At 35.6% G+C, this 13,657-nt stretch carries 9 protein-coding genes; 2 read left to right on the top strand and 7 right to left on the bottom strand.

Annotated elements, in window-relative coordinates; all coding sequences use genetic code 11:
* Positions 1-106: 106 nt before the first annotated feature.
* The 3 genes from AC1Q7L_RS10590 to proS form a co-directional block, all read right to left on the bottom strand.
* Positions 107-1,441: an Nramp family divalent metal transporter gene (locus AC1Q7L_RS10590; protein WP_410693784.1), complete on the bottom strand. Its 1,335-nt coding sequence runs from the start codon at positions 1,439-1,441 to the stop codon at positions 107-109.
* 107 nt (positions 1,442-1,548) lie between these two features.
* Positions 1,549-2,850, bottom strand: coding sequence for an OmpA family protein (locus tag AC1Q7L_RS10585; protein WP_492305942.1), 1,302 nt, complete (start codon positions 2,848-2,850; stop codon positions 1,549-1,551).
* 128 nt (positions 2,851-2,978) lie between these two features.
* Positions 2,979-4,454, bottom strand: a complete 1,476-nt coding sequence (gene proS / locus AC1Q7L_RS10580; RefSeq protein ID WP_066759428.1) for a proline--tRNA ligase — start codon at positions 4,452-4,454, stop codon at positions 2,979-2,981.
* Positions 4,455-4,598: 144 nt separating this feature from the next.
* On the opposite strand from proS, the gene AC1Q7L_RS10575 reads away from it, so the two are divergent.
* Positions 4,599-5,708 carry a prolyl-tRNA synthetase gene (locus tag AC1Q7L_RS10575; protein ID WP_492305941.1) on the top strand — a complete coding sequence of 370 codons (1,110 nt, stop codon included), beginning with the start codon at positions 4,599-4,601 and terminating at the stop codon, positions 5,706-5,708.
* Between the two features lie 33 nt (positions 5,709-5,741).
* Positions 5,742-7,145 carry an OmpP1/FadL family transporter gene (locus AC1Q7L_RS10570; protein WP_410693780.1) on the top strand — a complete coding sequence of 468 codons (1,404 nt, stop codon included), beginning with the start codon at positions 5,742-5,744 and terminating at the stop codon, positions 7,143-7,145.
* 88 nt (positions 7,146-7,233) lie between these two features.
* Here AC1Q7L_RS10570 and AC1Q7L_RS10565 read toward each other — a convergent pair whose 3' ends face one another.
* The 4 genes from AC1Q7L_RS10565 to AC1Q7L_RS10550 all read right to left on the bottom strand — a co-directional run bounded on the left by AC1Q7L_RS10565 (position 7,234) and on the right by AC1Q7L_RS10550 (position 13,533).
* Positions 7,234-8,886 carry a RagB/SusD family nutrient uptake outer membrane protein gene (locus AC1Q7L_RS10565; protein ID WP_492305940.1) on the bottom strand — a complete coding sequence of 551 codons (1,653 nt, stop codon included), beginning with the start codon at positions 8,884-8,886 and terminating at the stop codon, positions 7,234-7,236.
* Between the two features lie 13 nt (positions 8,887-8,899).
* Complete coding sequence (locus AC1Q7L_RS10560) at positions 8,900-11,644, bottom strand: SusC/RagA family TonB-linked outer membrane protein (protein WP_492305939.1); 2,745 nt, start codon at positions 11,642-11,644, stop codon at positions 8,900-8,902.
* Between the two features lie 435 nt (positions 11,645-12,079).
* The gene (locus tag AC1Q7L_RS10555) at positions 12,080-12,805 is read right to left on the bottom strand and encodes a ZIP family metal transporter (RefSeq protein WP_492306487.1); all 726 of its coding nucleotides are present in this window, start codon (positions 12,803-12,805) and stop codon (positions 12,080-12,082) included.
* Positions 12,805-13,533 (bottom strand): SAM-dependent methyltransferase, encoded by a 729-nt coding sequence (locus AC1Q7L_RS10550; RefSeq protein ID WP_492305938.1) that lies wholly within the window; start codon positions 13,531-13,533, stop codon positions 12,805-12,807. The genes AC1Q7L_RS10555 and AC1Q7L_RS10550 overlap by 1 nt, the downstream gene beginning before the upstream one ends.
* Between the last annotated feature and the right edge of the window lie 124 nt (positions 13,534-13,657).

The raw sequence follows: 13,657 nt of genomic DNA, 5'->3' as shown, positions 1-13,657 counted from the left end.
TGTGGGGTAACCGTTACTATCGAGGCTAAAAAGTGAATGGTGAATAGTCAATTGTGAATTTACAATCAAGCTGGAAAAATTGACTATTCACCATTCACCTTTAAATCTATTCTCCAAAAAAAGTTTGATATAATAAATAAAGATTTAAAATAATAATAACAAATGAAATAATCCAGATGCAGATTTTCATCAAAGGTTTATTTACAAATTCGCCCATTTTTGCTTTGTCATTGGTAAACATTACAAGCGGAACAACAGCGAAACTCAATTGCATAGAAAGGATAACTTGACTTAAAACTAATAACTCCGTAGTTCCTTTTTCACCATACAATATCGCTACAATCAAGGCCGGAATTACTGCGATCAATCTTGTGATCAATCTTCTTAACCAAGGCTTTAATTTAATATTTAAAAAACCTTCCATTACGATTTGTCCGGCAAGAGTTCCTGTTAATGTCGAGTTCTGACCCGATGCTAGTAAAGCAATCGCAAAAGCAATACTCGCCATTGAAGCTCCTAAAATTGGAGTCAACATTTTATAAGCATCATGAATATCTGCAACATCATGATTTCCTGTAGTATGGAAAGTCGCAGCGGCTAAAATAAGGATCGCAGCATTAATGAAAAAAGCAAGCATAAGAGAAACCGTGCTGTCAATTGTTGCAAATTTTATCGCTTCTTTTTTACCTTCTGTATCACGGGTATAATCTCTTGTCTGAACAATACTGCTGTGTAAATAGAGGTTGTGGGGCATGACGGTAGCTCCCAAAATTCCGATCGCAATATAGAGCATCGCCGGATTTTGCAGAATTTCTTTTTGAGGAACCAATCCACCTAAAATTTCATTAAAAGCAGGTTGAGAAATTACAATTTCATAAATAAAACAGGCTAGAATGATGAAAATAAGTCCACCAACAATACTTTCAATCCATCTGAAACCTTTTGCCTGAAGTAAAAGTATAATTAAAACATCTACAGTTGTAATAACAATTCCCCAAGTCAAAGGAATATGGAAAAGTAAGTTCAACGCAATCGCTGAACCAATAACCTCGGCGAGGTCACAGGCGGCAATGGCTATTTCACAAAATACCCAAAGCATAAAATTGGTTTTCGGACCAAAATGATCTCTACAGGCCTGAGCAAGATCTCTTTCTGCAACAACGCCCAATTTCACAGACAAATGCTGTAAAACCATTGCGAAAATATTCGAAATAAGAATTACGGATAGGAGAGTATACCCAAATTGTGCACCACCGGCAATATCTGTAGCCCAGTTTCCAGGGTCCATATATCCGACAGCAATCATCAATCCGGGGCCTGCAAAAGCCAGATATTTCCTCCAAAAACTTCCATTTTTAGGGACTTTTATTGAAGCATAAACTTCTGATAAAGAGTGGGATGTTTTATCTTTACGCCAAGCGTTTTTTAAATTCAGATTCATAAATGTTAGAAATGACTAACAAATTTAATTAAATAAATGAAAATACAATGTATATAACAAAAAAAATCCCGAAAAATAATTTTCGGGATCTTATGTGTTGATGAAGATTATTTTGCGAATCTTACAGACATTTTTCTGTCAGCTGCTCTTTCAGCATCAGAAGCTTTTGCATCTACTTTAGCAAATTGACTTCCGTATCCTTCAGCTCCTAAAACTTGTCCACCAAGATTTTGTTTTGCCAACCAATCTTTGATGTAAGCTGCTCTTGCAGTTGAAAGTTTTACGTTACTCGCTTCGTTACCTGTTTTGTCAGTATAACCACCGATTTTAATTTTAGCATCCGGGAAAGCTTTTAAAATAGCTGCTAAATTCTCCAATTGTCCTTGAGAACCAGCCTCTAATTCTGTTGAGCTTCCTAATTTAAAGTTTACATGGTCAAAATCATACCATTTATCTTTCAAAGCACTGTCGTCTGCAGCATTTTTGTAGCTGTCAGATTTTAGGAAAGCGATCATTTGATCTTCCATTCCACCTTTGTAACCTTTAAGAGCTGTACCGTTAAGGTCGATGTTTTCATCAACTTTAGCTGATGCAACTCCGGCTGTAGTATCAGTTGAAGTAACCGTTGCTGCCGTATCAGCAGGCGCCGCAGTTGAATCTGTTGCTACTGTTGTTGTTGTGGTTTCTTTTTTCTCACACTGTTTCCATAAGAAATAACCAGCTGCAAGAAGTAATAATAGAGGAAGTAACCATTTCCAGATAGATCCGCCACCGTCAGAATTGTTTCTGTCCGGGTCTGTTCCTACAGGAGTCGTACTTCTTGTAACCTCTACTTTAGGCTCTTCGCGTACCGTTTGTTTTATCGTATCAGCATCATTGTCAAACTTATAACCTTTCGCCCAGTCTCCAATATTTAATGAAGCTAAAGAAAGTCCTGCAGGCAACAATGTTGAAACAATCCCTTTTTGTTCACCCAGTAAATTTGAGATCCCTGATTTGTCTAAATTGTTATCTGCCGCGTATTTTCCAACCGATCCAAGCGTAGCTCCAGTCACTAAATTCAATAGTGAGCTTGAAGAATTATTACTAATTCCGGCATACGTTGCAATGGCGTTTACTATTCCGCTTACTTTGTCTCCAAAGATGGAAGATAGTAAAGTGCTTATCCAAGAACTGTTTGCGGAGTTACCCAATAAATTCCCTAAGATTCCACTGGAAGAAGCATTCGAAATGGCGTCCAAAACAGCAGGATTATCTGAGTTATTAGCTAATCCGCCCACGATCGCAGGTAATAAACCTCCAATTGCTTTTGAAATACCAGATTCACTTTCTCCAAGCTGAGATGCAGCCTGAGAGACCAAAGCAGGACCTAATTGTCCTTTAATTAAATCAATGACATTTAAAGACATAATAAATTATTTTGAGATTAATGTTGATATAAAATTAAACAAAAATCTGTCCAAATATAGATTTAAATGAAAAAATCTTTAAAAATCACGAAAATTTTTAAAGATTTATCAATTTATTATGTTAAATATTAATAAGCTTTTGCGAATAAAACTCGACGTTTAGATGGTTTTCCTGAAACAAGAGAAATACCTTCTTCAATGTCATCATCCAAAGGAATACATCTGATGGTTGCCTTAGTTTCGTCTTTGATCTGCTCTTCTTCTTCTTCCGTACCATCCCAATGTGCAGAGATGAAACCTCCTTTTTCTTCTAAAACTTTTTTAAATTCTTCATAAGTATCAACTTTAGTGATATTTTCTTGTCTGAAGTTATAGGCTTTAGTATAAATATCTTTCTGAATTGTTTTTAATAATTCTTCAATGTAAGAATCTAAACCTTCAATAGGCTGAGTTTCTTTTGTAAGATTATCTCTTCTTGCGATCTCAACAGATTTATTTTCCAAATCTCTTGGTCCCATTGCGATTCTTACAGGAACACCTTTTAATTCGTATTCTGCGAATTTCCAACCTGGTTTGTTATGAGTATCATTATCAAATTTCACAGAAATACCTTTAGCTTTCAGTTTAGCCTGAATATCTAAAGCAACTTCACTGATTTGCTCTAATTGCTCTTCTCCTTTAAAGATAGGAACAATCACCACCTGAATTGGCGCCAAAGTTGGAGGCAATACCAATCCTAAATCATCAGAGTGCGTCATAATTAAAGCTCCCATCAAACGGGTTGAAGTTCCCCAAGATGTTGCCCAAGCGTGTTCTATCTTACCTTCTTTGTTGGTGAATTTTACATCAAAAGCTTTAGCGAAATTCTGACCTAAAAAGTGAGAAGTTCCTGCCTGTAGAGCTTTTCCGTCTTGCATTAATGCTTCGATACAATACGTTTCATCAGCTCCTGCAAATCTTTCAGATGGAGTTTTTACCCCCTGAATTACGGGCATTGCCATAAAGTTTTCTGCAAAATCTGCATATACTTTATTCATTTTTTCAGCTTCTTCAACCGCCTCGTCTTTTGTAGCGTGAGCGGTGTGACCTTCCTGCCATAAGAATTCTGCCGTTCTTAAAAATAAACGGGTTCTCATTTCCCAACGTACAACATTTGCCCATTGGTTAATTAATATAGGTAGATCTCTGTAAGATTGAATCCAGTTTTTATATGTACTCCAGATAATTGCTTCTGATGTTGGACGAACGATCAATTCTTCTTCCAGTTTAGCATCTGGATCTACGATAAGCTTCGCAGGGTTATTTGGGTCTGTTTTTAATCTGTAATGGGTAACAACAGCACATTCTTTTGCAAAACCGGCAGCATTTTTTTCTTCAGCTTCAAACAAACTTTTGGGCACAAAAAGCGGGAAATAAGCATTAACGTGACCTGTTTCTTTGAATTTTTTATCCATTTCATCACGCATTTTTTCCCAGATCGCATATCCGTATGGTTTTATAACCATGCATCCTCGCACCCCTGAGTTTTCAGCTAAATCTGCTTTTACAACCAATTCGTTATACCATTTGCTGTAATCTTCGCTTCTTGAGGTTAATTTTGCCATTATTCTTAAAATTTTTTTTAACTTTTCCCTATTATTGTTATCTAAAAAATAAAATCTATTTTTGATAGATTTTATTGTGGATATTTTGGTACATTTTTGGTACCGATTGCAAATATAATTTAAATTAAAAATCTTTACGTTATCATGAAAAGAAATATACATAAAAATTTGCTTGGTATGTTGAAATCTAAAGGGATTTTGGCGGTGTCAGGCGGGTTACTGCTTATGTCTTGTGGGGCTCAGATGGGCGGATACACGGAGACAGATGGGGTTTATTATGACCCGAATAAAGATACACTACCTGAAGGCGTTATTATTAATAATGATAACGGTAATAGAGTAGGTGAATATTATGATTATTACCAGGATTCAAATATTGTGCAAAATGCACAGGAGAATTCTCAGGATCAAAATAACAGATACGACTCTTGGAGTGACAATAACTGGAACTCAAATGCCACAGATTCTGACTGGGGTAATTTTGCCGGCGCTCAAACTAACTACTACGACAATTCTTGGGGTTCTCCTTGGGGATGGTATGGAGGTTACAGCCCCTATTGGGGTTGGAACAGAGGTTGGGGCATGGGAATGTCCTTCGGATGGGGTAGCTCATTCGGTTGGGGATGGGGAAGTTCTTGGGGATATAGTCCTTGGGGTTATGGATACGGAGGTTTCTATGATCCTTTCTGGGGTGGTGGATACTACGGAAACCCTTACGGGTACGGTTATGGAGGTTGGTACGGCGGTGGATACTGGGGTAATGGTTATTACAACAGAGGTATCTACAGAAGAAGCGGTTCTAACGGAAACAGCTTTAACAGAATGAGCAATGGTTTCAAAACTGGTAATAACGGTGGAAACGGGTTTAGAAATAATAATGGTGCTTTCAGAAACAATACTGGAAATAATGGAGGTTTCAGAAATGGATCTACCAACGGAGGTTTCAGACAGCAAGGAAGCAATGGCGGTTTCAGAAACAACGGACAAGCCGGCGGATTTAGAAATAATGGGCAAGCTGGTGGATTCCGTAATGGAAATTCTCAACCAAGACCAAACTACAATTATAATCAACAATCACAACCTAGAAGAAATGATGGCGGATTCAGATCCAATGATAGTGGAGGTTTCAGATCTAGCGGAGGTTACAATTCCGGAGGAGGCGGTGGCTTCAGATCAGGAGGTTCTTCTGGCGGTGGAGGAGGTTTCAGATCTTCCGGTGGCGGAGGAGGCGGTGGCTTCAGAGGCGGTAGATAATATTTCAAAATTTAATAACTATTCAAAAAAATAATGTTAAAAAAATCTTTAGTAATGATGAGTATTTCTGCGGCATTTTTTGCGCAGGCTCAGGATATTTCTATATTAAGAAATTCTGTTGATGTTTACTCTAATTCTCCAATGATCGGGTCTTCCAAGTTTAATGCGATGGGAGGAGCTAATGGAGCTTTGGGTGGAGATGCCAGTTCTTTATTAACCAACCCGGCAGGTTTGGGAGTTGCTATCTCTGGTGAGGTTTCGGGGACATTGTCAATTATGGGTAACAAAAATACTTCAACATTGGCAGGTGCTTCAACAAGTTATAATAATACGAAAGGCGATCTTGGAAATATTGGTGGTGTAATGACTTTCCAATTGATGACAGAAAGCGCTTGGAAGTTCATTAATGTTGGGGTAAATTTCTCGAATCAGTCACTTGATAATTACGTTGAAACTTCTGGAAACAGCAATATACTTTTTACTGATGTAGATACAAGTAATTCGTCATCATTCGGTAGACATGCGTACAATAGATATGGTAATTTATCTAAAACAAGTTTTGGAGTAGGTGCAAACTATAATAATAATTTGTATATCGGTGCGGGTTTGAATTTCTTCAATGCATCGCTTGATCAATCAGATACGGCTTCTTTAAATTCTACAACTAATAATTCTACAGAATTTTTCAGCAAGAACGGAACACCTTATTATGAAAGATCTAATGGTTTTTCAGCTTCATTAGGGGTGATTGGCAAATTGAGCCCGAACTTTAGATTAGGAGCTTCTATTGAAACACCTACTTTCTGGACTATCGATAAAAGCTATAATTTCTACAATGATCCTGTTTACGGAGATGATATTGGCCTTGAAAGCAATAAATTCACTTCGCCTCTTAAAGCAACGGTGAGTGCGGCATTTGTAGCCAGTAAAAATTTCTCTTTGGACGTAGATTATACATTAGGGCTTACAAAGCCTAAGTATAAAGTATATACTCAGACTGAAACCGACATCAATAATTTCTTCAAGGATAATTATAAAAACTTATCTGAATTAAGAGTTGGTGCAGAATACAGAGTAAAACAAGTGAGATTGAGAGGTGGGTATTCTTACGCTTCAACACCGTTTGATGCTTTGACTATCGGAAGATATACGGATGGAGGAGATCAGGTTGATCAGTCTTATGGTAACCTTATTCTTAATAACAGAAATGCGTTGTCATTCGGTATCGGATATGATTTCAAATCATTCTATATCGATGCTGCTTATCAGAATATAACTTCAAAATATACCAATCCTTTTATGTTTGGTGTATTGGATGATAATAATAATTCTGCTTATTACTCTGCAACGAATAGTGTAGCGAGTGATTCGTTCATTGTTTCGGATGTGAAGAATATCAGAAATAACTTCTTTCTTACATTGGGATGGAAATTTTAATTTTCTCCGGTATATGTAATGAGTGATTAAATTGAGGCTCCGAATCTTTGATTCGGAGCTTTTTATTTCAATTTATTTTAATTGATTATTAATCAGGATTTTGAATCAAATTTGGTTGAATTTGAATCTGCTGTTCCGGAATATATTCAATAATTCTGTTGTTGGTATAAGGCATTGTGTAAAACGGATTAGTTCCATTTAAATGAGATCCCGGATATTCCCTGTTTAAGTTTAATTTATTTCTGAATACATCATATTTTCTCTGTGCTTCAAAAGCCAGTTCAAGTCTTCTTTCCTGAAGAACGGCTTCTAAAGTAGTTTGTCCTGCGGGAACTGAAGCATATGTAGGAATTCCGGCTCTTGTTCTAATGATATTTACATCAGCTAATGCAGAAGTTGTCATTCCTTTTTTTGCGTAGGCTTCTGCTCGGTTCAGATATATTTCTGCCAATCTTATTACAACAGGAGACCATAGTTGCGCAACGCCTTCCTGTAATGAACATTTTAGGATATAAAACTTAGGATATCCGTTTCTTTTATCCATATCATTATCTAAAGTAACGTAGACTTTTACACCACTTGAATTATTAAAATAGTAATTCGTTTTGTTAGGTAAAACCTCACTGTATACCTGATAATTCACGTTATTCATGGTGAAATAAGTGTTTCCGCCTTGCTGAAACGTTTTCTGGAAAACATAACTATAAGTAGTTCCGCCCGTTGCATTCGTTCCTTTTTGTACCCAATAAGCAACCGGAGTTAGCGGACTGCTATATTTAGGAGAAATAAATTTCAGTCTTGCATCCTGAGGATTTTGTCTGATCAGGTCTAAATATGAAGAAGACGCATACATTTCACCCCAACCAACACTTTGAATATTGGCATACATGGAACCTATTGTGTACCAGCCATCACTGTAATCGCCGTCTTTGTTATATTTAAATGCAAAAATGGTTTCATTATTGTTTTCCGGTGTTTTGGTTGCGTAAGAAGGAAGCTCAGAATTAGAAAGCATCATGTATTTCCCGGAATTAATTACTTTATCAGCATATTCAATAGTTTTATCATTGTTTTCCATGTAAAGATAAACTCTGGAAAGTAAGGCCTGAGCAGCTTCTTTTGATGCGTAAATATTCTTTTTATCAAGAGTCATTAACTGTTCTGCCTTTTTCAAATCGCTAACGACCTGATCATAAATTGCTCCGACTGTTGCTCTTGGTGGCAGTTCGTTCACATCATCAGAAGTCTTTAATGGTACTCCGAGATTTCCTGTTCCTTGATTGTAGGGTTTTCCAAACATATTCACTAAAGAGAAATAAACATACGCTCTTAAGAAATAATTTTCACCAATTAATTGATCTGTATCTGCATCTTTTCCTTCGGGAAATTTAGATATAACTCTATTACAGCCTATGATAGCTTTATAACCTGCATTCCAAATTACGTTAGATCGTCCGTTGTTTTTAATGCTTCTGTAATTGTAATAATAGAAAAATTGATCGGATGTTGTTCCGCTAATATCAATGTTATCTCCACCGTATTCTCCAACTCTGTATAAGTTGTTAAAAAATCCTCCTCCGTTAGCGTCGCCTTTCAAAAGAGCGTAATTTCCTAAGGTTATGGTTTGCAGTCCTGTTGGGTCATTTAATATTACATCAGACTCCTTAGAATCGAACGGTGATCGATCTATATTACACGCAACTAATGTTAATACTATGAATGGTATAAATATTTTTTTCATAATGTTTTAAATTTTAAAAAGAGAAATTAAAGCCTAAAGAAAATCTTCTTGGAATAGGGTAAATTGATTCTGCTCTACCAGAATATGTAGTTTGGCCGCCTACTGCTCCAACTTCCGGATCAACACCTGAGAATTTAGTAATCGTAAATAAATTCTCACCCATGATATAAATGCTTGCAGATTTAATTTTTATCATTTCTGTTAGAGAAGCTGGGAAATTATATCCAAATCTTAAAGATCTTAATTTAACATAGCTTGCATCTTCTAAATATCGGGATGAAGGTCTGTTGGTTAAACTACTGCTGTTATAGCTTGCTACAGGATGTGTTGCAATGTCTCCAGGTTTTTCCCATCTTGTCCAACCATCTTGTAACACCATTTGGTTGTAATATGGATAAGCTCCATCCGAATCAAATAATTCTCTATTCGCATTATAAATCTGCCCTCCCTGTGAGAAATAAACACTGGCATTCATGTAGAAGTTTTTCACAGTAAGATTCGTGTTGAAAGATCCATAATAATCGGGTGTAGCATGACCAACGATTTGCAATGTTGCCTGATTGTAATTGGATGTTAAAGTTCTGCTTCCATCTGCATTTACAACTTCCCATTGGCCAGCGCCGTTATCAGGATTTACACCCATCCATTTTCTCATATAGAAAGAAGTTACATCATATCCTGTTATTGCTGCTTGACTATTGCTTAAAAGCTGAGTAGCATTATTTCTGGTAGAAAGAACAGCATTTTTATAAGTACTGACATTGAATCCCAGATCCCAAGTCACGGTTGGAGATTTAATGATGGCATAATTAAAGTTAAATTCCCAACCTTTATTTTGCACGTCGCCAATATTCAAATATTGTCTGTCAACCCCTGTTAATGAAGAAAGTGTAGCTAATATTAGTAAGTTTTTAGTCTTATTATTAAAATAGTCAACATTTAAAGTCAATCTATTATTAAATGCTGAGATATCTGTACCCAAATTATTTTGATAAATAGACTCCCAAGTTAGATCCGGATTTCCTAGTTGGTACCATGTTGCTCCAATTTGTCCATCATATACTTGTGTCAAAGCATATAAATCCTGCCATCCGTAATTTGGTGATGGAGTATTTCCCACAAGACCTCGGCTGGCTCTTAATTTCCATTCATTGATAGCTTTTACGTTGAAAAATTTTTCTTTATGAATATTCCAGCCTAAACTATAAGAATAAAATAATCCATTTCTGTGATCCTTACCAAATGCGGAAGAAGATTCGCTTCGTAAAGATCCCTGAATAAAGTATTTTTTATCATAAACATATTCTGCATTGAATAAAAGGGCATTATAAGCTCTTTCAAATTTTGATCCAGAAGGCTTTTGTCCTGTTGTAGCTCCGTCATCAAAAATATCTGTTCCCGGAACTACACCGTAAACACCTGCTCGGGATATTTTATAAAATCTGTCCGAATATTCGTAGGCTGCTAATGCATTTACATTATGAACGCCAAAATCTTTATCAAATCTCAACATCTGATTGAAGAATTTACTGATGTCTTTTACGTATGATTCTGTCAGTCCTCCTTTGTTACTCTCCCCGGAAATAGACCTTGGGTCTGTGTAATACATGTCATCGTAGTTTTTATACGTGACGTTGTTGGTTGTGATAAATTTCAGATAGCCGGTAATCTTAACTTCTGCATCAAGATTTCCTAGGAGATCCAATTGATTACTTTTACCATAATTCCATTGCAGATCATATAAATAATTGCTGTAATCTCTTCCGTACCAATCCCCTGTATAAGTATTTGGATTAATTAAATTTCCATTGCTGTCTTTCGGATTATCCCAAGGTATGTTGAGATACATTTCGTAAAGAGATCCTTGATTGTCTTTCCCTGTTGTGTAGGATAAACTAACTTTTGGTTTTAAAGTTAACCATGGTTTTATTTTTTGTTCATGATTGATTCTAAAAGATAGTCGGTTGAATTCATAAGTTTTAACTGTTCCGGTTTCATTGTAATAATTTCCGGAAATGTAGGTTTTAGAGTTTTCAGATCCGCCTCTGAAATCAATCGTATAATTTTGTACAACTCCCGTTTGGGTGCCGTTTTTCAACCAGTTATAACCATCCTTTCTAAGTTCTTCGGGTAGAGGAGGAGCGTTTTTTAATGAGGTGAAGTTATCGTATAATTGCGTTCCGTTCATTAGCTTGAAACGGCCGTTAGTAAATGTGTTGAAAGAATTATTCATTGAAAAGCTCAGTGCACCCTTTCCTGAGCTTCCTGATTTTGTGAATACCTGAACGATACCATTGGCACCTCTAGATCCATATAAAGCTGTTGAGGTAGCGTCTTTCAGTATATTAATGCTTTCAATTTGGCTGGGGTCTAAATTCGGGGTTCCAGTCATCATTACGCCATCTACCACCCATAAAGCCTGACTCGGGCCGTTGATCGTAGAAGTTCCTCTGATTTTTACTGAAGCGGTAGATCCCGGAGCGCCGCCACCCAAGTTAACCTGAGCTCCGGCAGCTTTTCCTTGCAGCATGCTGGCTACATCGGAAGTGCTGGCATCTTTTAGTTTTTTATCAGAAATTGTAGAAACGGCTGCAGTAAGACTTGATTTTTTCTGTGCTTTATAGCCGATAATAACTACGTCTTCAATTTCTTTTTCTCTCAGGGAATCTTTGTCTTTTACTGTCTGTGCGGATACAATGCCGGACATTAGGAAAAAGCAGACTCCCACTTTTTTAAAATTTTTGATTTGGTTTTTCATACATGTGCTATTTATAATTGCTAATGTACAAAAAATGTCAAATCGTTTATATTTTATATCTTAAATTATGTTAATTAATTAAATTATGAATAATTATAATGTTTAAATATTAATTAATTATCAAAAATAAATGTAAAATAAATACTTTTTTACAAATAATTAAATTGAATTTTAACTTATTTCTTTCTTAACATTAATGTTTTTTATGTTAAAAATAATTTTTATTGCAAGTTAAATCAATACGAAGAGATATATTTTAAAATCTGTTGCTTAAGATTATTCTTAATCTTTTATTTCCTGAATATTTTTAAATAATTAAATGTTAAATAAATGATAGAAGAAAATCAATGAAAAATAGCCATTTGTAGAAAATGGCTAAGATGTTTTTTTATAAAATATATCGTTCTTTTTTACAATGAAAAAAGATGAAAAATTCTAGTGATGATGTCCAACATGGTCATGATTGTGGAAAAGATGCATTAATAAAGCTAGGGAAACTCCTAAAATTACCAGTCCAATTTTCATCCAGTCAATATTGTGGTTTTTATTGCTTTCAAAAATAATTACAGATGATATATGTAAGAAGATTCCTCCAACAATAGCTAGGAAATAAGGCTGTAAATCAGGGTTGAAATAATTCCCCAACAACATTCCCAAAGGTGAAGCCAAAGCAAATAATGCTACAATCAACATCGATGGATAAGACGATCCTTTAGAACCTTCCTTTCTGTTGAATAAAAATGCTCCCAAAATAAACGAGATCGGAAGATTGTGAAATAAAATCCCCAAAAGATAAGGTGAAAGCTCATGTTCTTCGTTCGCCAAAGGAATTCCCTCGATAAATGCGTGAACAAAAAGTCCGACCATTAAAGCAACAGGAAGAATATTATGATCACTGTGATGATGAACGTGCCCGTGTTCGAAACCTTTGGTTAGAGCTTCCAAAATCATTTGTAAAAGCACGCCGGCAATGACAAATATTCCCAAATTGCTACTTCCTTCAACAGCGTAAACCTGAGGGAATACTTCATTTAAACAAATCGTGATCAGGAAACCTGCACTTAAAATCAATAGATTTTTCGCCAGTTTTTCCTTTTTCCCGAAGTGTTTTCCAAGAAATACACCTACAATTACACTTAAAATCAGTAAAAAAACGGTTATCATGCTTTTTTCTTAAATAAATTGATACAACGAGTTGAAACATCTTTGTCGAAATCATTCAATTGATAATCTCCCCAAATTTTAATTCTTTCAAAACCGCAATCTGTTGCGTAAGAATTGATGGCGTCCAACGTGTGAAGTTTTACTTTTTCAAAGAAATGAAAAGGTTTTCCGTCTGCTTCAAACTGAATATCTTTAACAATATGTCTTCCTTCAATTTTTTTGCAGATTTTAAAATCAATATCACCACGAGTGATGATAGATTCCGGAACGATGTTTTTTCTTACATATTCTTCATTAAGATAATCTAATACAAAATATCCTCCTGGTTTTAGAACATTATAAACCGATTGGAATACATTTTTATCATCTTTTTCGTTATCAAAGTATCCAAAACTAGTAAATAAGTTGAAAACTGCGTCCATCGGATCCGCATCGATAGGATTTCTCATATCGTGAACATCAAAAAGTAAGGTCTGATTTTCAAACTGTTTATCAAATTCTATACTCTGTCTGGAAAGGTCTAATCCCAACACATCATAGCCTAATTTATTAAGGAAAACCGAGTGTCTTCCCTTGCCACAAGCCAGATCGATGATCTTCGAAGAAGGCGGTAACTCAAGCTCTGAAGTAAGCTTTGTAATGAAGTTTTCTGCCTCAGTATAATCTCTGTTACTGTAAAGCAAATGATAATAAGGTGTATCAAACCAAGATTCAAACCATTCCATAATGCAAAAATAACTAAATTTGTGGTCTTAAAAGAAATGTATTTGAATATTAAAGGATTGATAATTTCAATAAATTGTAGAATTGAAGCCTTAATCTTTTCGTTTTTAAATCATTAAATCTTTT

The sequence above is a fragment of the Chryseobacterium sp. GW823-FHT05E08 genome, assembly GCF_058795655.1.
The sequence above is the reverse complement of the archived record's forward strand: the minus strand, read 5'-3'. Positions and strand labels throughout refer to the sequence as shown.